The organism is Sphingopyxis sp. PAMC25046 (assembly GCF_004795895.1).
Taxonomy (GTDB): Bacteria; Pseudomonadota; Alphaproteobacteria; order Sphingomonadales; family Sphingomonadaceae; genus Sphingopyxis.
In genome coordinates this window covers 2,360,438-2,382,058 of record NZ_CP039250.1, presented here as the reverse complement: position 1 = coordinate 2,382,058, position 21,621 = coordinate 2,360,438, and the positions used below count along the sequence as shown (strand labels likewise).

The 21,621-nt window shown below is 65.3% G+C and carries 20 protein-coding genes; 12 read left to right on the top strand and 8 right to left on the bottom strand.

Features of this window, described 5'->3' with window-relative positions:
* Window positions 1-33: 33 nt before the first annotated feature.
* From E5675_RS11120 to E5675_RS11105, 4 genes are all read left to right on the top strand, one after another.
* Complete coding sequence (locus E5675_RS11120; RefSeq protein ID WP_136174572.1) at window positions 34-1,023, top strand: pyridoxal-phosphate dependent enzyme; 990 nt, start codon at window positions 34-36, stop codon at window positions 1,021-1,023.
* A 53-nt stretch (window positions 1,024-1,076) separates the two neighbouring features.
* Window positions 1,077-1,535, top strand: coding sequence for a hypothetical protein (locus E5675_RS11115; RefSeq protein WP_136174571.1), 459 nt, complete (start codon window positions 1,077-1,079; stop codon window positions 1,533-1,535).
* Window positions 1,536-1,679: 144 nt separating this feature from the next.
* A complete protein-coding gene (locus E5675_RS11110) occupies window positions 1,680-2,897 on the top strand; it encodes a DUF3419 family protein (protein ID WP_136174570.1) in 1,218 nt (405 codons plus the stop codon).
* Between the two features lie 3 nt (window positions 2,898-2,900).
* Window positions 2,901-3,563 (top strand): class I SAM-dependent methyltransferase, encoded by a 663-nt coding sequence (locus tag E5675_RS11105; RefSeq protein WP_247594580.1) that lies wholly within the window; start codon window positions 2,901-2,903, stop codon window positions 3,561-3,563.
* On the opposite strand, the gene E5675_RS11100 is transcribed toward E5675_RS11105, so the two are convergent.
* The 3 genes from E5675_RS11100 to hemA all read right to left on the bottom strand — a co-directional run bounded on the left by E5675_RS11100 (window position 3,564) and on the right by hemA (window position 6,808).
* The gene (locus E5675_RS11100) at window positions 3,564-4,826 is read right to left on the bottom strand and encodes a YceI family protein (RefSeq protein ID WP_136174569.1); all 1,263 of its coding nucleotides are present in this window, start codon (window positions 4,824-4,826) and stop codon (window positions 3,564-3,566) included. It abuts the gene before it with no gap.
* Between the two features lie 75 nt (window positions 4,827-4,901).
* A complete protein-coding gene (locus E5675_RS11095) occupies window positions 4,902-5,591 on the bottom strand; it encodes a nitroreductase family protein (RefSeq protein WP_136174568.1) in 690 nt (229 codons plus the stop codon).
* Window positions 5,588-6,808: a 5-aminolevulinate synthase gene (gene hemA, locus E5675_RS11090; protein ID WP_136174567.1), complete on the bottom strand. Its 1,221-nt coding sequence runs from the start codon at window positions 6,806-6,808 to the stop codon at window positions 5,588-5,590. The genes E5675_RS11095 and hemA overlap by 4 nt, the downstream gene beginning before the upstream one ends.
* Window positions 6,809-7,038: 230 nt before the next feature.
* On the opposite strand from hemA, the gene E5675_RS11085 reads away from it, so the two are divergent.
* A complete protein-coding gene (locus tag E5675_RS11085) occupies window positions 7,039-7,560 on the top strand; it encodes a hypothetical protein (protein ID WP_136174566.1) in 522 nt (173 codons plus the stop codon).
* A gap of 1 nt (window position 7,561) precedes the next feature.
* Here E5675_RS11085 and murI read toward each other — a convergent pair whose 3' ends face one another.
* Entirely contained in the window at window positions 7,562-8,368 is an 807-nt protein-coding gene (gene murI / locus E5675_RS11080) for a glutamate racemase (RefSeq protein ID WP_136174565.1), read from the bottom strand.
* 152 nt (window positions 8,369-8,520) lie between these two features.
* On the opposite strand from murI, the gene plsY reads away from it, so the two are divergent.
* The 6 genes from plsY to E5675_RS11050 all read left to right on the top strand — a co-directional run bounded on the left by plsY (window position 8,521) and on the right by E5675_RS11050 (window position 16,988).
* Window positions 8,521-9,123 (top strand): glycerol-3-phosphate 1-O-acyltransferase PlsY, encoded by a 603-nt coding sequence (plsY, locus tag E5675_RS11075; RefSeq protein ID WP_136174564.1) that lies wholly within the window; start codon window positions 8,521-8,523, stop codon window positions 9,121-9,123.
* Window positions 9,120-10,205, top strand: coding sequence for a DNA-processing protein DprA (gene dprA / locus E5675_RS11070; protein WP_136174563.1), 1,086 nt, complete (start codon window positions 9,120-9,122; stop codon window positions 10,203-10,205). The genes plsY and dprA overlap by 4 nt, the downstream gene beginning before the upstream one ends.
* A gap of 190 nt (window positions 10,206-10,395) precedes the next feature.
* Complete coding sequence (locus E5675_RS11065; protein ID WP_247594579.1) at window positions 10,396-11,901, top strand: vWA domain-containing protein; 1,506 nt, start codon at window positions 10,396-10,398, stop codon at window positions 11,899-11,901.
* A 130-nt stretch (window positions 11,902-12,031) separates the two neighbouring features.
* Window positions 12,032-13,030 carry a hypothetical protein gene (locus E5675_RS11060; RefSeq protein ID WP_136174562.1) on the top strand — a complete coding sequence of 333 codons (999 nt, stop codon included), beginning with the start codon at window positions 12,032-12,034 and terminating at the stop codon, window positions 13,028-13,030.
* A gap of 103 nt (window positions 13,031-13,133) precedes the next feature.
* Window positions 13,134-15,686, top strand: a complete 2,553-nt coding sequence (gene topA / locus E5675_RS11055; RefSeq protein WP_136174561.1) for a type I DNA topoisomerase — start codon at window positions 13,134-13,136, stop codon at window positions 15,684-15,686.
* Window positions 15,687-15,863: 177 nt separating this feature from the next.
* The gene (locus E5675_RS11050) at window positions 15,864-16,988 is read left to right on the top strand and encodes a lipase family protein (protein ID WP_136174560.1); all 1,125 of its coding nucleotides are present in this window, start codon (window positions 15,864-15,866) and stop codon (window positions 16,986-16,988) included.
* Between the two features lie 2 nt (window positions 16,989-16,990).
* On the opposite strand, the gene E5675_RS11045 is transcribed toward E5675_RS11050, so the two are convergent.
* From E5675_RS11045 to lepB, 4 genes are read right to left on the bottom strand one after another with little or no spacing between them, the layout of a single operon-like run.
* Window positions 16,991-17,404, bottom strand: a complete 414-nt coding sequence (locus tag E5675_RS11045; protein ID WP_136174559.1) for a hypothetical protein — start codon at window positions 17,402-17,404, stop codon at window positions 16,991-16,993.
* 53 nt (window positions 17,405-17,457) lie between these two features.
* Window positions 17,458-18,351, bottom strand: a complete 894-nt coding sequence (gene era, locus E5675_RS11040; protein WP_136174558.1) for a GTPase Era — start codon at window positions 18,349-18,351, stop codon at window positions 17,458-17,460.
* Window positions 18,348-19,028 carry a ribonuclease III gene (rnc, locus tag E5675_RS11035; protein ID WP_136174557.1) on the bottom strand — a complete coding sequence of 227 codons (681 nt, stop codon included), beginning with the start codon at window positions 19,026-19,028 and terminating at the stop codon, window positions 18,348-18,350. Before rnc ends, era begins: the two co-directional genes overlap by 4 nt.
* A complete protein-coding gene (lepB, locus tag E5675_RS11030; RefSeq protein ID WP_136174556.1) occupies window positions 19,025-19,918 on the bottom strand; it encodes a signal peptidase I in 894 nt (297 codons plus the stop codon). The genes rnc and lepB overlap by 4 nt, the downstream gene beginning before the upstream one ends.
* Before the next feature lie 124 nt (window positions 19,919-20,042).
* On the opposite strand from lepB, the gene pgi reads away from it, so the two are divergent.
* Window positions 20,043-21,548 (top strand): glucose-6-phosphate isomerase, encoded by a 1,506-nt coding sequence (gene pgi / locus E5675_RS11025; RefSeq protein WP_136174555.1) that lies wholly within the window; start codon window positions 20,043-20,045, stop codon window positions 21,546-21,548.
* Window positions 21,549-21,621: the final 73 nt, after the last annotated feature.

Genomic DNA, 21,621 nt, shown 5'->3' with positions numbered 1-21,621 from the left:
TGTGTTGTATGCCCGGCCCTATAGGACGAAGCCATGACACAGCAAAGCCCCGATACCCTGATCGATCCGACACGCGCGCCGACGCTCGCAGGGGTCGAACGCGCGGCGGCGAAAGTCGCTGCATTGCTGCCGCAGACGCCGCTGTTGCCGCTCGAGGTCGACGGCAGGACGGTCTGGTGCAAGGCCGAATGCCTGCAGCCCGTCGGCGCGTTCAAGATCCGCGGCGCGTGGCACCGGCTGACCGACCTCAGCCCCGAACAGGCGAATGAGGGCGTCGTCGGCGTATCGAGCGGCAATCACGCGCAAGGCGTCGCTTGGGCTGCAAAGCGGCTGGGGATCAAGGCGACGATCGTGATGCCGAGCAACGCGCCGGCGATGAAGCTCGCCGCGACACGCAAGCTCGGCGCCGAGGTGGTGCTCTACGACCGCGTCACAGAATCGCGCGACGCGGTCGCTGCGAAGCTGCTCGCCGAGCGTGGCGGAACTCTGGTTCACGCCTATGGCGACCCGTGGATCATCGAGGGGCAGGGCAGCGCCGGGATCGAGGCGGCGGCGCAGATGAAAGCGCGCGGCATCGACGGTCCCGACAAGGTGATTGCCTGCTGCGGCGGGGGCGGTCTGTCGGCGGGGCTCGCGCTCGCCTGTCCCGATGCCGAGATCGTCGCGGTCGAGCCCGAGGGCTGGGACGATGTGACGCGCAGCCTTGCCGCCGGCAGGATCCTGTCGGTCGAAGACATGGCTTTCCCGACCGAATGCGATGCGCTCCAGACGCCCGAGACCTGGCCGATCAACTTCGCGGTCCTTCAGGCACGCGGCGTGAAGGGCGCGGCCGTGACGCGAAGCGAGGTGCGCGACGCGATGCGGCTGGCGTTCGAGAAGCTGCACCTCGTCGTCGAGCCCGGCGGTGCGGCGGCGCTCGCGGCGGTACTCGCCGGGAAGGTATCTGTGACCGACGCGACACTCGTCACCCTGTCGGGCGGCAATGTCGACCCGCTGAAATTCGCCGAGATCATCACCGAATAGGCCGGCGGAAACTTATCCGCCGGCATGCGTTTGGACGGGGAAGGAGAAGCAAGATGCAGAAAAGCGTGATTTTGGCGAGCGCTGCGGCGCTGGTGCTGCTGGCCGGCTGCGAAAAGGCCGAAGCGCCCGCGCCCGCCGAGCCGACGACCACCGAAGAGGTGCTGGTCGAAACGATGCCGAGTGAGACCGCCGGCACCGGCAATGCCGCTGCCGATCCCGCCACCGCGCCCCATCGCTTCGCAAGCTGGGCGGGTAAATGGACCGGGGTGGAAGGCATGTACGTCACCATAACCACCGCGGCGCCCGAGAAATACAAGCTCGAGATGCAGTCGGACCTTGATACCAAGGGCACCTATGATGGCTGGGACAGCGAGCATGGCATCAAGTTCAAGCGCGGCGACGAAGAGCTGTCGCTGCACCGCGGCAACGGCGACGATACCGGGCTCAAATATCTTGCGGGCAAGAAGGAATGCCTGATCGTCAAGGAAGGCGAAGGTTACTGTCGCGATTGATTTGCGCCGCGCGTGATTTCGGCGGCGGCGGGATGGGGGAAGTTTTTTCGCTCCTGTCGCCGATTTGTCACCGAAACGTCGCGGGAATCGCACCTAGTCCTGCCATGCGCGGCCCCGGATCCTTCAGTTCCGGAGTCGCGTTACATGGCCAGCCAGCCTAACCGCAAGATCGCCGCCGCCGTTGTGCGCGAGGATGCCCACCAAAAGCAGCGCCTGCTCGACCGCGCTTTCGCTCTTGCATTCAAAGGACTTGTTTACGCCCAGATCTGGGAAGACCCGGTCGTCGATATGGAGGCGCTGGCGATCGAGCCGGGCAACCGGATCGCGACCATCGCGAGCGGCGGCTGCAACGTCTTTTCCTATCTGACCGCCGACCCAGCCGAGATCGTCGCGGTCGACCTCAACACCGCGCATGTTGCGCTGAACAACCTGAAACGCGTCGCGATACAGCGGCTTCCCGACTATCTCAGCTTCCGGCGCTTCTTTGCCGATGCCGACAGCAGCGCGAATATCGCCGATTATCGCGCGTTCGTCCGGCCTTATCTCGACGAGACGAGCCGCCGCTATTGGGAAGGCCGCGACCTTGCCGGGCGCCGCCGCATCAACGGCTTCGCGCGCGGGCTCTACAAAGGCGGACTGCTCGGAAACTTCATCGGACTCGCGCACCTTGTCGCGCGGATGCACCGCGTCGATCCGCGGCAGTTCCTCGAAGCCAAGACAATCGCGGAACAGCGGGCGATCTTCGATGCCAAGTTCGCGCCCTTTTTCGACCGGAAATTCATCCGCTGGGTGACCGATCAGCGTTCGTCGCTGTTCGGGCTCGGTATCCCGCCCGCGCAATATGACGCGCTCGCCGCCGGCAAGCCGATGGCCGATGTGCTTCGCGCGCGGCTCGAAAAGCTCGCGTGCGATTTTCCGCTCGAGGAGAATTATTTTGCGTGGCAGGCATTCGGGCGCGGATATGGGAAGGGCGTGACGATGCCGCTGCCGCCCTATCTGCAGGCGGCGAACTATGCCGCGGTGAAAGCGCGCGCCGACCGCGTAACGATGCTGCATGCCAACATGACCGATATGCTTGCCGCTGCCGACGCGGCCAGTTTCGACCGATATATATTCCTCGACGCGCAGGACTGGATGAGCGACGCGCAGCTCGCCGCGCTGTGGACCGAGGTGACGCGCACCGCGCGGCCCGGCGCGCGCGTGCTGTTCCGCACGGCCGCCGAGCCGAGCCTGCTGCCCGGACGGCTTCCCGACGATTTGCTAAGCCGCTGGGCGTATCGCGAACAAGCGTCGCTCGACTATACGCGTCGCGACCGATCCGCAATCTATGGCGGGGTCCATCTTTATGTTTTGAAGGGCTGAAGCATGCACCGGGGGGAGGGGCATGCCGCGCTGATGGACGGCGTCTATCGGGGACAGCGTCATATCTATGACCTGACCCGCAAATATTATCTGCTCGGCCGCGACCGGCTGATCGACGAGCTGACACCGCCGGTCGGCGGCCGGGTGCTCGAAATCGGCTGCGGAACCGGGCGCAACCTGATCGCGGCCGCACGTTGCTGGCCGGGTGCGCGATTCTATGGCATCGATATTTCGGAAGAAATGTTGGAGAGCGCGCGCACGTCGATCGCCCGCGCCGGTCTGGCTAAGAGGATTCGCGTCGCGCGAGGCGATGCCACCGATTTCGATCCGACCGCGCTATTTGGTATCGACACTTTCGATCGTATCTTCCAAAGCTACACGCTGTCGATGATCCCCGATTGGCAGGGCGCGATACGTGAAGCCTTTCGCCGCCTGTCGGCCCATGGGTCGCTTCATATCGTCGATTTCGGCCAGCAGGAGGATTTGCCGCGCTGGTGGCGCGCGGCCCTGCTCGGCTGGCTCGCGCGTTTTCATGTCGAACCCCGCGCGATGCTGATCGAAGCCGCGCGCGAAGTCACGAACGATGCCGGAGCGCGAATGTCGGTAGCGCGCCTCCATCGCGGCTATGCCTGGTCGCTCAGGATCGACAGGCGGCCGCCGCGCTGATCAGGGTGCAGGGCGGGTGGCGTTGAACGAGAAATCGACGTCGACCGCGGCGGCGATTGCGTCCGTCGCGGCCCATTCGCCCTGGCCTACACCGAAGGCCGTGCGGTCGATGCGCGCGGTGCCGGCAACGCGCGCCTTGTCGCCGTCGATGCGCAGCGTGAAGCGCACGGTCGCGGGCTTGCTGGCGCCGCGCAGGTCGAGCGTGCCACGCGCTTCGTAACGGTCGCCGCCAAGATGCCGGACGTCGCGCGCCGTGAAGGCCGCATTCGGGTGGGCCGAGACGTTGAAGAAATCGCCGCCCTTCAGTGAATCGTCGCGCTGCCCGTCGCCGGTGTCGGTGGAGGCGAGGTCCACGGTGACGCGAATGGTCGACCTGGCGAGCTCGTCGGGGCTGAAGCGGATGGCGGCGCGCCAGCGGTCGAAGCTGCCGTTAACCGCTTCGCCGTTCCAGCGCGCGGTAAAGCCGAGGCGGCCGCCCGGTGCGACGGTCCAATCGGCGAGCGGTTCGACCGTGTCCGCGGGAACCTCCTGGGCGACATCCTCGACAGGAGCCTTGGTATCCTCGGTCGCGGAAGCAGCTGGCGCCACAGGCGGCGCGACGGGCGCGGCGGTCGGCGCCGGCGCCGCGTTTTCCGCGACAGTCCGGCTCCGCTCGGGATAGACCATCTGTCCCACGGCGAATGCGCCCGCGACGAGCACCAGCGCCCCGATCGCAGCGCCGACGGCCTTGCCTCGCGCAAAGGGTATCATCCGCTGGAGTTCGGGCTTGCCGAGCAGCCACTGATGGCGAAGCGCGCCCGCGATATGGAGCGCGAACAATCCAATCGCGAGCCATGCCATCGCGCCGTGGATGCTCTCGGCGAGTTCGTGCCAACTGCGCCCTACGGGCAGATGAGGCCACGGAACGATGCCATAGAGCAAAGTCGGCACCTGTACGCGCGCGGTCGATACGAGCAGCCAGCCGGTGAGGGGGCCGAGAATCATCACGAGGTAGAAGAGCCAATGGACGATGGCGGCAAGCATACGCGCCCACGCCGGACCGTCGGATGCGGGCGGGCGCGGAAGGACGAACCGGATTACCAGCCGCGCGAGGCTGAGCAGCAGGATCGTGATGCCGATCGATTTGTGGAGCTGGTATCGGGCGAAGAGTTCGGGGCTGTTGTTCCCTTCGAGCGCCCAGCCGAGCGCAATCTGGAACGCCAGCAACAGCGCGATGAGCCAGTGCAGCGCGATTGCGGTGTAGCTATAACGCGTTGCGGGCATGGCAATCTTTCGTGATCGTCGGCGTCGGATTCGCGCCTTAGCCTATCGCCTTGTCAATCGGCTGTCGCCCGGGAATCAGTCGTCGAAACCGACAAACCGCACCGCCTCGTCAACGCCCTTGCGGTTCGACACCACGGCATTCGCCGGAAAGTCGTCGTCGGGCCAGCCCATCGCGACACAGATCATGATCACCTGATCGTCAGGGATGCGCGCATGTTCGCGCACGACGGGGCTCTGCATGATCCCCTGGCTGTTGATCACGCAGCCGAGCCCACGCGACCAGGCGGCGTTGACCAGCGCGTTGGTCACCGCGCCGCAGTCGAAGGGCGCGATGTCGCTGCCGAGCAGGACGCGGTCATAGGTGACGACGATGCTGACGGGCGCGTCGAACTGGCGGAAACCGCGCAGCACCCAGTCTTGCCGCGCACCCTTGTCCTCGCGCGCGATGCCCATCGCACCGAAGAGTTGCTTGGCGATCTCGATCTGGCGCGCGCGATGGTCGTCGGCGATGCCGTCGAAGCGGCGGAATTCGCGGCTGTCGGGCTTGCCCGCGAGAATGCCGTCGGTATTACCTTGGCGGATCGCTGCAAGCGGCGCGCCGGTGACGACCGAGAAGTTCCAGCACTGGTTGTTGAACGACGAGGGCGCGCGCATCGCGACCTCGAGGATCTCGGCGATCAGCGCCTTGGGTACGGGCTTGTCGAGGAACCCGCGGATCGAGCGGCGTCCGACGACAACGTCGTCATAGCCGGGCGCGGTCCTCACGCCGCCTTCAGAAGCTGCAGTTCGAGCCGGTCCCAGATTTCGACGAGCGCTTGCGTCAGCTCGCGCATCATCGCTTCGTCATGCGCCGGACCCGGCGTGAAGCGCAGGCGTTCAGTGCCGCGCGGGACGGTCGGGAAATTGATCGGCTGCACATAGACGCCATATTCGGCGAGCAATATGTCGCTGATCTTCTTGGCGCGCACCGGGTCGCCGACCATCAGCGGGACGATGTGCGTCGTCGAATCCATCACCGGCAGGCCAGCATCGCGAAAGCTCTGCTTGAGATAGGCGGCCGCCTCCTGCTGCGCTTCGCGCTCGACGCTCGATTGCTTGAGATGGCGGACGCTGGCGAGCACGCCGGCGACGAGCACCGGCGACAGGCTGGTCGTGAAGATGAAGCCCGGCGCATAGCTGCGGATCACGTCGATGATGTTCTTGTCGGCGGCGATATAGCCGCCCATCACGCCGAACGCCTTGCCCAGCGTGCCTTCGATGATCGTCACGCGGTGCGCCGCCTCGTCGCGGTCGGTGATGCCGCCGCCGCGCGGGCCGTACATGCCGACCGCATGGACTTCGTCGCAATAGGTCAGCGCGTTATATTTTTCGGCGAGGTCGCAGATCGCGTGGATCGGCGCGACGTCGCCATCCATCGAATAGACGCTTTCGAACGCGATCAGCTTCGCCGCTTCGGGGTCGTCGGCGGCCAGCAGCTCCTCGAGATGCTCAAGGTCGTTGTGGCGCCACACGCGCTTTTCGCAGCCCGAGTTACGGATGCCGGCGATCATCGAGGCGTGGTTGAGCTCGTCCGAATAGATGATGCAATTCGGCAGCAGCTTGCCGAGCGTGCCGAGCGTCGCTTCGTTCGAGATATAGCCCGACGTGAAGAGCAGCGCGCCTTCCTTGCCGTGCAAATCGGCGAGTTCGGCCTCGAGATCGATATGATAATGGGTGTTGCCGCCGATGTTGCGGGTGCCGCCCGAACCGGCGCCTACATCGTGCAGCGCCTCTTCCATTGCGGCGACGACCTTCGGGTGCTGACCCATTGCGAGATAGTCGTTCGAGCACCAGACAGTAATCGGCTTCGGACCGTTGTGGCCGGCGAAACAGCGGGCGTTCGGAAAGGCACCCTTGTTGCGCAGGATGTCGATGAAGACGCGGTAGCGCCCCTCTTCGTGCAGCCGGTCGATGGCTCGTGCGAAAATATCGTTGTAGTTCACGTATCAGCCCCGCAGTCAGATGCGCTCAAGCGTTCGGTGCCGCTCCCCCGGCGGCTATTAACATGCGGGCCAATAACGCTGAAAAGCGCCGAAGGCCAGTGCGAACGATTCGCAGCACTGGGGCAAATTGTCCTATCGCCTTGATATCGCCATCGCTGTGATCGATCGCACCTCCGATTCGATCCGCGACGGCTAGTTGCGAGTCCAGTGGAAACGGAAAGGATGCCGCTATGCGTCTCGTCATGACCGTCATCGTGCCGATTGCGGCAGCGCTTTGGGCGTCGAACCCGGCCCCCGCGCAGGCACCAGCGCCTTTCGATGGGAGCTGGATGAGCTGCGACACCTATCAGGGCGCGGAAATCTGTGAATATAAGATGCTCGCCCAGCGCGGCGACCGGCTTTGCGGCGTCCAGCGCTATTTCGCGACCAACGCTTATTATGAACAACGCTTTGTCGGCAAAGTGAATGCCAATGTCGCGCATATCGAGAAGATTTGTGGCGACCCGGGGTCGGAAACCGACACCTATTGCAGCGGGCGCGCGCCTTCGGGCGCGGCGAAGGTGGGTTGGCAGGCTATCGACCGGAAGCTGGGTCTGTGCGGCGGACGGCTGGTCGAAGGTGGGCGCGATTTTCACTCCTGCACCAGCGAAGGCCGGCACTTGGGAATGCCGCGCGCGGACGAACTGGGCGAGCAGGGACCCGGGCCCGAGGATCGTGCATGGCTGACGTCGTGCGCCGGTGGCGCAGAGTGAACTAGATCGTTTCGATTGCCCCAATACCATAGGGCGTAAGCGCGGCGAGGAGCGGGGGCGGGCGGTCGTCGCAGCGGGTGAAGACGGCAACGCCGGGCGGCGGCGTGTCGGGCCAAGCCTGGCCATCCGTGAGATAGGCGATTCGCTTTGCGATGCCCGCGGCGCCGTCGATCAGGTTGACGTCGAGGCCCGCCGCCGCCTGCAATTCGTCTTTGAGCAGCGGGAAGTGGGTGCAGGCGAGGACGATGACGTCGATCGCATCGCCACCCGGCTGATCGCGCAGGCCCGCGATCGCGCGCGCTATGACGGAGGGATCAACGGCGTCGCCGCGCAGCTTGGCCTCGGCGCCGGTGACGAGCCCGGGGCTGCCGTGGCGCAGCACGGTCTTTCCGCCGGCGAACCGCACGCTCAGATCATCGACATAGGGTTGGCGGACCGTCGCTTCGGTGCCGAGCACACCGATCACGCCGGTCTTTGTCATCTCGGCGGCGGGTTTGATCGCCGGCACGGTGCCGACAATCGGCAGGTCGAGCGCGGCGCGGACGTGGCCAAGTGCGATCGTCGAGGCGGTGTTGCACGCGATGACGGCGAGCCGGGGTTGATACCGCTCGACGAGGCGGCCGAGCAGCGCCGGGACGCGAGCGGCGAGTTCCTCGTCGCTTTTCCTGCCATAGGGCAGCCCGGCATAATCGGCGGCATAGACGATGGGTGCGGTCGGCAGTAGCGCGCGTGTCGGGCCGAGCACGGTGAGCCCGCCGAGGCCGCTGTCGAAGAAAAGGATAGGAGCGCTGGCGAGCGGCGATTGCATATGCGTCGCCTAGCAGGCGGCGGTGGCAGGTCAATGCCCGTCGCCCCGCCTTCTCGGACACGACGGATTTGTCCATTTCGGCGATCGTCTGTCCGAATCCGTTGATTGCTTTTTCCAACCCCGGCAAAAGGGGCCGAACGGAGCGGGGATTTATGACGATATTTTTGCTGATCGCTGCGGGTTACCTGCTGGGTTCGATCCCCTTCGGCGTTATCCTGACCCGGCTGTTCGGTGCGGGCGATCTGCGCCAGATTGGGTCGGGCAATATCGGCGCTACCAATGTGCTGCGCACGGGACGGAAGGAACTGGCGGCGGCGACCCTGATCCTCGACGGCGCGAAGGGCGCCGTCGCGGTGTTGCTCGCACGGCATTTCGTTCCTGCACTCGGGGATCATGCCGCGATGATCGCGGGCGCGGCGGCAATGATCGGCCACTGTTATCCCGTGTGGCTGAATTTCAGGGGCGGAAAGGGCGTTGCGACAATGCTTGGGCTGGCGCTGGCGCTCGCCTGGCCCATCGGGCTGATATTCGCGGTCGTCTGGCTCGGCGCGGTCTTGCTTCTACGCATCTCGTCGCTGGGCGGAATGCTCGGCGCGGTATCGGCACCGATCGCCGCGCTGGCGTTCGGCTATCCGGTCTATGCGATCGGGCTCGCAGGGCTCGCGGTGATCGTGCTGTGGCGGCATCGCGAAAATATCGCGCGGCTGCGCGCCGGGACCGAGCCGCGCGTCGGCGCCAGCAAGGAGCGTGCGTGACCCACGCCGAACGGCTGGCGCGGCTGCGATTGATCCGCACGCCGCATGTCGGACCGGTCAGCTGGCACCAGCTGATGGCGCGGTTCGGGTCAGGCGAGGCCGCGCTCGACGCCCTGCCCGACCTTGTGCTGCGCGGCGGAGCGGGACGGGCGCGGATCGCGCCGCGCGAAGTCGCCGAGCGCGAGGTCGAGCGCGTCGCGTCGCTCGGCGCGCGGCACGTCTTCAGTGACGAGGATGATTATTCGCCGATGCTCCGCGAAGTCGAAGGCGCGCCGCCCGTGGTCGTCGTGCGCGGCGACACCGCGATGCTCCAGCGGCCGTGCGTCGCGATCGTCGGCGCGCGCAACGCATCGGCGATTGCGTGCCGCTTCGCGCGCCAGCTCGCCGCCGATCTCGCCGCGCGCGACGTCACGGTGGTCAGCGGGCTGGCGCGCGGGGTCGATACCGCGGCGCACATCGGCGCGCTCGGCGGCGCGACGGCGGGGGTGATTGCGAGCGGGATCGATGTCGCCTTCCCACCCGAAAACGCCGCGTTGCAGGAAAAGATCGCGAGCGACCAGCTGCTCATCGCCGAGCAGCCGCCCGGCACCGAACCGCTCGCGCGTCATTTTCCCTCGCGCAACCGGATCATCGCCGGTGTTGCGCACGGCACCGTAGTAATCGAGGCGGCGCCGAAATCGGGGTCGCTGATCACCGCCCGGCGCGCCGGCGATTATGGCCGCGAGGTGATGGCCGTGCCGGGATCGCCGCTCGACCCGCGCGCGCAGGGCTGCAACCTGCTGATCCGGGAGGGTGCGACCTTGATCCAGACGGTCGACGATGTGCTGGAAGCGGTCGGACCGATCGACACGCGCATGGTCCGCGAGCCCCCGTCGCGATATGCCGGCGCGCCTCCATCGTCCGACGCCGGGGACGGCGAGCGCCGCGCGCTGATCGACCTGCTCGGGCCGACCCCGGTCGCGGTCGACGAGTTGGTTCGGCAGTCGGGACAGGCGGCATCGACAGTGCAGTTGATCCTGCTCGAACTCGAACTGGCGGGGCGGGTCGAACGCCATGCAGGGGCAAAAATTTCGATCCTGTGATCCGCCGCATAGCATCGTAACTCGCCGTAAATAGGCGCTTCATCGCGGTTCAGCCACGGTTCAGCGGCCGGGCGACAGCTTGATGTTATTGTATCACATGGCGGGGAGATTGATGATGCGTAGCCGTTTCATGACGAGCGTTACGATGGTCGCGGTTATAGCCGCCGCGCCGTCCCCAATACCTGCCGCGATGGCATATAGCTCTCCGACCGGCGACCAAGGCTATTGCCGCAATGCCGGTCCCTTGCCGCAACTCGGGCCCGAGGCGCGGCCGCAACAGCAGCAATCGAGCGGCGGTATCAAGACGAAGGGCAGCAAGCGTACGCGCGCCGAGGCGATGCCGACGATGGCTCCTCCTCCTCCTCCTCCTCCTCCTCCTCCTCCGCCGCCGCCCTCACCGTCACCGATTTACGAGGAGTCGGCGCGCGATGTCGTGATGACCGGTTCGCGGGTTGACGGCGAGGCCGGCGATGCCGGCGCCGAGGCGTCCGCGCCGCCGGCGGGCTCGTCGTCTGACTTTTCGCGCGTTGTCCCCGGCGTCGTGCCGCCGCGTCCCTATCCGCGGCCGCAACCGCAGTCGGGCGTTTTGACCGCGGGCGAGCATGACGACCTGCTCAACCCCGAGCTTTATGCCGCCTACGTGGGGCGCAGCGGCGATCTGGGGCAGGAGGTGCGCAGCCTGCCACGCGTCGACACCACGCGCGTCGTGACGGTCAAGGTCAATGATCGCAACGGCCAACCGATCCCTTTTGCCGACGTTGTCGTGACATGCAGCGACGGCAACAGCATCACGATGGCGACGCAGGCCGACGGCAGCACGGTCTTTTTTCCTGGCCTCGACCGGTTGAGCGAGCGCATCACCGTTTCGGCGCGCAAGGCCGGGCGGAGCATCGCCGACGCGCGGCCCGTGCTCGTCTCCAACGCCGCCGGAGGGCAACTCGTCGGGCTCACCGCAAACCAGGCGGCGACAAAGGTGACCAAGCTCGACCTGATGCTCGTTGTCGACACGACCGGCAGCATGGGCGACGAGATCAATTATCTGCAGGCCGAACTGCGCTCGATCATCGGCGCGATCACTGCGAAGCATCGCGATCTCGACATCCGGATCGGCTTTGTCTTCTACCGCGATCTGGGCGACGATTATGTTACGCGGACCGTGGCGTTCGATCGCGACATCGGGCGCGTGCAGGGCGCGCTGGCGCGGCAGGATGCCAATGGCGGCGGTGATTATCCCGAAGCGATGGACCAGGCGATGATCCGCGCGGTCGGGCAGGACTGGCGCCCCGATGCGGTGAAGTCATTGCTGCTCGTCGCCGATGCGCCGCCGCACGACGACCGGTTCGGGCGGGCATGGGCCGCGGCGGAAGCGGCGCGCGCGAAACGCATCCATATCACCCCCGTCGCTGCGTCGGGCGTCGCCGACAAGGCCGAATATGCGATGCGGGCGATGGCCGCGGCGACCCAGTCGCGCTACCTGTTCCTTACCGACGACAGCGGGGTGGGCAATCCGCACGCGCCGCCGGCGGTCGACTGCTATCTCGTGACCAAGCTCGATGCGCTTGTCCGCCGCGTGATCGATAGCCAGATCAGCGGCCGCCGGATCGAGCCCGAAGATCGGGAGATCATCCGCAGCGTCGGCAAATATGATGCGGGCAAATGTATCCTTCCTGCCGATTTCAAATGGCAGAATAGCTGACGCGATGAGGTCCCAGGCTTGACACGCCCCCCGCATCTGGCCGATGCGGGGGGCGTGGGTTGCTTCGATAACTCCCTTTTCCGGTCGGGTGGGTCGACCGGCGGGGCGGGGAGTCGGAGGGGAAAGACCCATGAAAAGATTATTGTCGGGCATCGCCATGGTCGCGCTGCTGGCACAGCCCATCGCCGTTGCTGCAAAAGAAAAGGAACCGGTCAAGATTGCCGGGCCGTCGAATGCCAAGGGTGTGACGACGGTCGCGATCGGCGCGTTCAACGTCGGCTTCATCTTCGAATCGACCGACAGCAAGGCCGCTACCGGCGGGTTGATGGGCGCGTTTGGCGGGGCGACCAAGGCGAAGAGCGAACTGGTCGGCGTGACGCCATCGATGATGCAATCGATCGCCGATGCCGCCTATGCCGACTTTGTCGGGCAATTGTCGGCGCAGGGCTATGCTGTACAGCAGCCCGACGCCCTGTTCGGCCACAGCGCCTTGGCAAAGACAAAATCGCTCGGCGTGCCGCTGGAGCTTTCGGTCCAGCTGGAAAAGGGCAGCAAGGGCAAGGCGACCTATTTCAAACCCTCGGCGCTGCCGTCGCTGTTGATGATTCCGGGCGACCATTCGGGCGGCGGCGGCTTTGGCGGTATCGGCATGAACATGTCGATCGGGCAGGCAAGCATGGCGCTGGCCAACTATGCGAGGGATGCCGGCGTCGGCGTGATCGATGTGACCTACCTTATCGACTTTTCGAACCAGAAACGTCCGGGCGCCTTCAGCTTCGGCGGCGGGATCGAGGTCAACAGCGGCCTGTCGGTCACCGCTGACTATTCGCGCGTCACGCTGATTGCTCCGAACGGGAAACAATCGATCATCACGGTGAAGGCGCCGGTCGCGGTCGAGGGCGAGTTTGTCGAAAAGGCCAACGCCTCGACCGGCACCGAAAAGGCGGTGCAATCGACGGCGAATGTCGTAGGCGGATTCGCGGCCGCCGCCAATATCGGGCTGCCGCGCTTCGGAAAGACGCGCAAATTCCAGTTCACGGCCAAGCCCGAGGCTTATGAAGCAGGCGCGGTGAAGGCCGCGAGTCTGGCAAATACATTGCTGGTCGGGCGGCTCGGCGCGCTTCGCTGAAGATCTCCGGCGCGGGCGCTCCGATATCCTCTTGACGGAGGGGCAGGGCGCCCGCCACCTTCGCGCGTACGTACGTAAGAGTTTTCGGGGAACGAATTTTTCAATGCAATTGGTAATTGTGGAATCGCCGGCAAAGGCGAAGACGATCGAGAAATATCTCGGCCGCGATTTCAAGGTTCTGGCCAGCTATGGTCATGTCCGCGACCTGCCGCCCAAGGACGGCTCGGTCGATCCCGACGACGGCTTTGCGATGCAGTGGCAACTTTATCCCGACAAGGCGAAGCGGCTGAAGGAAATTTCGGACGCAGCCAAGGGCGCCGATCGTCTGATCCTCGCGACCGACCCTGACCGCGAGGGCGAGGCGATCAGCTGGCATGTGCAGGAATTGCTGCGAAGCAAGAAGGCGTTGCCGCAGTCGGTCGATCGCGTGACCTTCAATGCGATCACCAAACAGGCGGTGACCGACGCGATGGCGCATCCGCGCGAACTCGATACCGACCTGATCGATGCCTATCGCGCGCGCCGCGCGCTCGACTATCTTGTCGGTTTCACCCTGTCGCCGGTGCTGTGGCGCAAGCTGCCAGGCGCCAAGTCGGCGGGCCGCGTGCAGTCGGTCGCGCTACGCTTGGTTGTCGAGCGCGAGCGCGAGATCGAAGCCTTTGTTGCGCAGCAATATTGGTCGGTGACCGGCCTGTTCGAGATGGGCGGCACGCCGTTCAAGGCGCGCCTGTTGCGTTGGAAGGGCGACAAGATCGAGCGGCTGTCGATCACGAACGAAGCCGACGCGCGCGCCGCCGAAGCCGATGTGAAGGCGGGCCATTTCACCGTCGACACGGTCGAGACCAAGCCGCTGACGCGCAACCCGCCGCCGCCCTTCACCACCTCGACGCTGCAGCAGGAGGCGGCGCGCAAGCTCGGTTTCTCGGCGAGCCACACGATGCGGATCGCGCAGGCGCTCTACGAGGATGGCGCGATCACCTATATGCGGACCGACGGCGTCCAGATGGACGGCAGCGCGATCAGTGCGGCCCGCAAGGCGATCGCGACGCGCTACGACGGCGGCTATGTCCCCGACCAGCCGCGCCAGTATCAGACCAAGGCGAAGAATGCGCAGGAAGCGCACGAAGCGATCCGCCCGACCGATTTTTCGAAGGACAAGGCGGGAAGCGGCGATCATGCGCGGCTCTACGAACTGATCTGGAAGCGCGCGCTCGCGAGCCAGATGGCGTCGGCGCGGCTCGAGCGCACGAGCGTCGACCTTTCGGACGGCACCGGCAAGACGGTGATGCGCGCGACCGGACAGGTCGTGAAATTCCCCGGTTTCCTTGCGCTCTATGACGAGGGCCGCGACGATAGTGCGGAAGACGACGACGCGCGCCTGCTCCCGGCAATGGCGAAGGGCGATGCGCCGGCGAAGACCGGCGTCGAGGTCGAAAGCCACGAGACGCAGCCGCCCCCGCGCTATTCGGAAGCGAGTCTCGTCAAGAAGATGGAGGAGCTCGGTATCGGGCGCCCGTCGACCTATGCCTCGATCCTGCAGGTGCTGAAGGATCGCGCCTATGTGACGGTAGAGAAGAACCGCTTCATCCCTGAGGAAAGTGGGCGCTTGCTGACGGCGTTCCTCGAACGCTTCTTTGAACGCTATGTCGGTTATGACTTCACCGCGGGGCTCGAGGAAGAACTCGACGACGTCTCGGGCGGCCGCGCGCAGTGGCAGGCGGTGCTCGAACGCTTCTGGCGCGATTTCAAGCCACGCACCGGCGAGGTGATGGAGCAGAAGCCGTCGGAGATCACCGCGGCGCTCGACGAATTCCTCGGCCCCTATCTCTTCCCCGACAAGGGCGACGGCAGCGATCCCAGGCTTTGCCCCAATTGCGGCACGGGGCGGCTCGCGCTGCGCGGCGGCAAATTCGGGCCGTTCATTGCGTGCAGCAACTATCCCGACTGCAAATTCACGCGCAAGTTCGCGCAGCCGGGCGGAAGCGACGGTGCGGACACCGGTCCCGAGACGCTGGGTACCGATCCCGACAGCGGGTTGGAAGTGACGAAGCGCAGCGGGCGTTTCGGCCCGTACATCCAGCTTGGCGACGGCAAGGAGGCGAAACGCTCGTCGATCCCCAAGGATATTCCGGCCGAGGATTTTGACCTCGACTATGCGCTGCGGCTGCTGAGCCTGCCGCGCGAGGTCGGGATGCATCCCGAAAGCGGCAAGCCGATCATGGCGGGGCTGGGGCGCTATGGCCCCTATCTGCTCCATGACGGCAAATACGCGAAGCTGACGGGCACCGCCGAAATTTTCGACATCGGGATGAATGCCGCGGTCGTCCGCATCGCCGAAGCGGCGGCGGGCGGTGGGCGCGGGCGGACCAAGGCCGAACCGCTCAACACCTTCGGCCCACACCCGACGAGCGGCGGCGAGATGAAGCTGATGGAAGGGCGTTTCGGCCCTTACGTGACCGACGGCACGACCAATGCGACGCTGCCCAAGACCGCCGACCCAGCGACGCTCACGCTCGAAGAAGCGATCGCGCTGATCGACGCGCGCGCCGCGAAGGGGCCGGCGAAGGGCAAGAAGAAGGCCGCGCCGAAGAAGAAGGCGGCGGCGAAAAAGCCTGCGGCCAAGAAGGCACCGGCAAAGAAGAAGGCTGCCGAATAGTCGAACCTGAAGCGGCACGCCCTCTAATCTCGTCATTCCCGCGAAAGCGCGAACCCGCAGTCGTCGCAACCGGGTTCGCGCTTTCGCGGGAATGACGAGGATTGGGGAGGGGTGACGCCCGGCGTTCCAGACTTCCCGAACCCATGATAAGAGTGGTGGCACCGGGGAGACATTTCCATGCGCCACCTCTTTGCTGCCGTCCTGCTCGCCGTCCTGTTTGCGCTGTCGCCGCCCGTTGCGGCACAGCAGGTTCGCCACCTCATCTCGGCCCAGCCGATGACCGACACACCGCCGGGCACACAGGCTTGGCGCGTGCAATATTGGACGACAAACGGTAACGGCCAGCGCCTAACCGTCACAGGCATCGTTGCCGCGCCGATGGAGGCGATCCCACCGCGCCCGCGCCGTGTGATCGCATGGACGCATGGCGCTTGGGGTGTGGCGGAGAAATGCGCGCCTTCGCTCAGCCCGAATTTCTTCGAATATTCGGCTGGAATGAACGCCGTTCGCAGCGGCTATGTTGTCGTCGCGCCGGACTATATCGGCCTTGGCGGCCCGACGATGCACCCTTTTCTCGTCGGTCCCGATACCGCGAATGCGGTGCTCGATGCGGTGCGGGCAGCGAGAGAGATTCCGGGCGCCGCCGCCGGAAACCGCTTCGCCGTGTGGGGCGAATCGCAGGGCGGGCACGCCGCATTGTGGACGGCCGTGCTGGCTCGTTTCTACGCGCCCGACCTGATGCTCGTCGCGACCGCAGCCGCGGCGCCGCCGACCGATCTCGCTGCCAACCTGCGCGAAGGCGGCGACAAAAATGCCCGCGCGCTGCTCCTCTCATTCGCGCTGCACAGTTGGTCGACGCTCTACGGCTATTCGATGGACGGGGTCACCAATCGCACCAATCAGGGGATCATCAACCGGCTTGCGCAGAATAATTGTGTTGCGTTCAACAAGAAACCGAAGCTCGGCACGATCCTCGGCATCCTCACCGTCGCCCGCGCGACGCGGAACAAGGATATCGGCAAGATCGAACCCTTCGGTTCGTTCGCGCGCAGCAATAGCGTCGACCCGGCGCGCGTGCCGGGGCCGCTGCTCATCGCACAAAGCAGCAAGGATATGATCGTGGCCCCCACGGTCACCCGCAAGTTTGCCAAAGCCGTTTGCAAGCGCGGTACGCCGACCCGCTGGATTGAGATGACCGGCGATCATGGCGCGAGCGCCAAGGACAGTACGCAAGAGACGATCGACTGGATCACCGCGCGCTTCGACGGCAATTCTCCGCCGAATGACTGCCGGCGGATTTAGCCCTAGCTGAAGGTTGCGGGGTCGACCTGTCGCTTGTTCTTGAACCAATCCGAGGCATCGGGGCGGAACAAAAAGAAGATGGCGAGCGCAGTTAGCGCGGTCGACACCAGGCTGGTAATCTGGGAAATGCCGCCCGGCATCGCAGGGTTGCCGATTGTAGCTATCGCCGAAATAATGCCGAACGCCATCAGCACGACGTAAATCCAGCGCATCACATTGCTACCCTTGCGGGCAATCAGATACCAGAACAGCAGCTGGAAGGCTAAGCTGATACACCACATGGCGATCAGAAGCCCACTGCCAAATCCCATCGCAGCGATCGAGGGTTCGCGTTGATACATCTCCAGAAGGTCGTTCCAGCCGAGAACGCCCCCCAACAGGCCAACAGCAACAGACGCCCAAAAAAATGCGCTCAAATGCGATGATCGATTTCGGCCGTTCCATATACATCTTCGCCCGTAATTTTGGATCAATCGACCCAGTCGAGCCCCATGTCGCGATAGACGCTGCGGTCCTCGTCCCAATTTTCCTTGACCTTGACGTGCAGGAACAGGTGGACCTTGCGGCCCATCAATTCGGTCAGCTCGGCCCGCGCGCGGGCGCCGATTTCCTTGATGCGCGCGCCGCCCTTGCCGAGCACGATCGCGCGCTGGTTGTCGCGCGCGACGAAGATCTGCTGGTGGATTTCGGCGCTGCCGTCGGGGCGCGTCTTGAACAGCTCGGTCTCGACGGTCGACTGATAGGGCAGTTCCTCGTGAAGCTGGCGATAGAGTTGCTCGCGCGTGATTTCGGCGGCGAGCATGCGTTCGGGCGCGTCGCTGACCTCATCCTCGGGGAAGTGCCACGGTCCCTCGGGCATCAAATCGGCGAGGTGCGCCTTGAGCTCGGGAACGCCATCGCCGCTGCTTGCCGAAATGAAGAAGGTTTCGTCGAAGGCGACGCGGCCGTTGAGCTCGGTCGCGATCGTCAGCAGCTTGTCCTTCTTCGTCAGATCGACCTTGTTGAGCACCAGATATTTCTTCTCGGCCCGGTTCGCGATCCCTTCGAGCACGCGCTCGACGCGGCCCGTTAGCTTCGCCGCGGCATCGATCATCACGAGGATGGCCTCGGCCTCCTCAAGGCTGCTCCACGCGGCGGCGACCATCGCGCGATCGAGCCGGCGCGTCGGCGCGAAGATGCCCGGCGTGTCGATCAGGATGATCTGGGTTTCGGCTTCCATCGCGACGCCCATCAGCCGCGTGCGCGTCGTCTGCGCCTTTGGGCTGACGATCGCGACCTTCTGGCCGACGAGCGCATTGACGAGGGTCGACTTGCCCGCGTTGGGCGCGCCGACGACGGCGACGAAACCGCAATGCTGGGTCATTTTTCCTGTCCTTCGAGTTCGGCGAGCAGCGCCGCCGCCGCGGCCTTTTCTGCCGCCTGTTTACTGGCGCCCTCGGCCTCGGCGCGGGCGAGCTTGCCGACGCTCACCGCGACGCGGAAGCGCGGCGCATGGTCGGGGCCTTCGCGCGAGACGATTTCATATTCGGGCGGGCGGCGCTTGCGCGCGAGTGCCCATTCCTGGAGCGCCGCCTTGGGGTGCTTCGGCGCGGCCTGCTGCCCGTCGATCATCTCGTTCCAATGGGTCAGGATGAATTGCCGGGCCGCCTCCGCTCCCTTGTCGAGATAGAGCGCGCCGATCAGTGCCTCGATCGCGTCGGCGGCGATATTGTCGCTGTAGCGGCCGCCGTCGTTGCGCGCCTGCGCGCCGAAACGGATCAGCGCGGTGAGGTCGAGCTTTTGCGCGATCGCGGCGCAGGTCGCCCCCGATGCGAGCACATGCAGCCGCGACGACATCTCGCCCTCGCTCGCGGCGGGAAAGCGCGTGTAAAGCTCCGACGCGATGACGAGCCCAAGCACGCGGTCACCGAGGAATTCGAGCCGCTGATAATCGGCGCGCCCGGTGCTGCCGTGCGTCAGCGCGAGGTCGTAGAGTGCGATATCATCCGGGGTGCAGCCGATGATGTCGGCGAGCGCCCCGGTGTCCAGCGTATCGCTCAAAAACCGTCCCCGATACGGCCCCAGCGCGCGGCGGTGAACCAGCTGATCGGGTTGATCCAGCTCGCCGAACCATCGGTCGAGAACATGCCGACGAGCGCGTGGCCGACCAGATTTTCCTCGGGGACGAGGCCGATGCCCTGATTTTCCATCGCGGGGAAACGGCTGTCGGCGCTGCGGTCGCGGTTGTCGCCCATCAGGAACATATGCCCCTCGGGAACGACGACGAGCGGGGTGTTGTCCTCGGCGATCGTCGTGATGTCGAGGATCGCATAACTTTTGCCGCTGGGCAGCGTTTCCCTGAACTGCTTGTAGCGGCACTGGCGCGTCCCGTCGGCGGCGATTTCCTCGAACTCGGGCGCGTAGCAGGGCAGGGTGCCCGTCGCGCGCGATGCCTCGATCATGTTCGGCGTCACCGGGATGACGAAGTCAGGCATCGCTTCGCGCTTCAGCGGCTTCCCGTTGAGCCAGACGATGCCGCCCTTCACCTGCACGCTGTCGCCGGGCAGGCCGATCACGCGCTTGATATAGTCATTGTCGTTGACCGGCGGCGCCTTGAACACGACGACGTCGCCGCGCTCGGGCGTGCGCGGAAAAATGCGGCCCGGGATCAGCGGCGCGCTGAACGGCAGGCTGAACTTCGAATAGCCATAGGCCATTTTGTTCACCAGCAGATAGTCGCCGATGAGCAGCCGCGGCTGCATCGATTCCGACGGAATGTTGAAAGGCGACAGGAAAAAGCTGCGGAAAATCAGCACCGCGATAGCGAGCAGCGCGAGGAAGCGGACGGTATCGACCGCCTCTTCCTTCGCGGATACCGGCGCGGGAGTTGGAGCAGGCGGCGTTGGCCCCGTCGGGGGCGTCACATCGGCGGTAAAGCTGGCATTGGTCATGCTGCGGCATTGGCGATGAATAGGTTGCCACGTCAAGCGAATATCGGCGGACGCCACTGGCGCCGCGCGGGCGGCGGGCCTAGAGAAAGGTCGCGATTCACTCCCCCTTCGAGGATATAAAACGATGACGACCGCATCAGACGCTTGGCAGGCGCTTTCCGACTGGCAGCCCGAGAAACTCACCGATCTGGTCGCCGCCGACCCCGAAGCGCGGCTCCAGGTGCTGGTGCGCAATGTCGCCGACATCCGCTTCGACTTCGCCAAGACGCATCTCGACGGTTCGGCTCTCGCGATCCTGTCGGGTCTTGCCGAAGCACAGGATTTCGCGGGGCGGCGCAAGACGCTCTTTTCGGGCGGCATCGCCAACCCGACCGAGGATCGGGCAGCGGAACATAGCGCCGAGCGCGGCGACGGCGCACCCGAGTCGGTGCATGTCGCGCAGGCGCTGCATCAGCGGATGCGGATGATGATCGATGCGATCGAGGCAGGGGCGTTCGGCGAGATCCGCCATTTGCTTCACATCGGCATCGGCGGATCGGCGCTCGGCCCCGACCTGCTCATCGACGCGCTCGGCCGTCATAGCGACAGATACGATGTCGCGGTGGTGTCGAACGTCGATGGCGCGGCGCTCGACGAAGCCTTCTCCAAATTCAGCCCCGAGCACACGCTCGTCGCGGTCGCATCGAAAACCTTCACGACGACCGAAACATTGCTCAACGCCAATTCGGCGCTGCAATGGCTCGACGAGGCGGGGGTCGAAGATCCGGTCGGCCGTTTCATCGCGCTCACCGCCAAGCCCGAGCGCGCGATGGAATGGGGGATCGACGAGACACGCATCCTGCCGTTCAGCGAAACCGTCGGCGGCCGCTATTCGCTCTGGTCGTCGATCGGCTTCCCCGCGGCGCTTGCCTTGGGCTGGGACGCCTTCGCCGACCTGCTCGAAGGCGCGGCCGAAATGGACCGCCATTTCCGCCTCGCCGACGGCGCCGACAATATCTGTCTGCTCGCGGCCTTCGCCGACCAGATTTACGCCAATCGCCTTGGCTGCCAGACGCGCGCTGTTTTCGCCTATGACGAGCGGCTGCGGCTTCTGCCTTCCTATCTGCAACAGCTCGAAATGGAATCGAACGGCAAATCGGTGACTTTCGAAGGGCAGGCGGTGGCGCAGCAAACCGCGCCGATCACCTGGGGCGGGGTCGGCACCGATGCGCAGCATGCGGTGTTCCAACTGCTCCACCAGGGCACGCATCTGACCCCGGTCGAGTTCGTCGTCGCGCGCGAGCCCGATCACCTGCTCGACGATGCCCATCACGAAACGCTCGTCGCCAACTGCATCGCGCAGGGCGCCGCACTGATGACGGGGCGCGCGAGCGAGGACCGCGCACGCAACTATCCGGGCAACCGTCCCTCGACTACGATCCTGCTCGACCAGGTGACGCCGCGCAGCCTCGGCGCGTTGATCGCTTTCTACGAACATCGCGTCTTCGCCAACGCCGTGCTACTCGGCATCAATCCGTTCGACCAGTTCGGGGTCGAGCTGGGCAAGGAGATGGCAAAAGGCCTTGCCGAGGGCACGGTCGAGTTCGATGCCGCGACGCAGGCGCTGATGCAGGCGGCGCTCGGCGACTGAAGGCCTCGTCGCTGACTCTGAGTGCAAATTTCGATTGGCAAGCCGCGCCCGTGTAACCACATAGGCGCCGGGC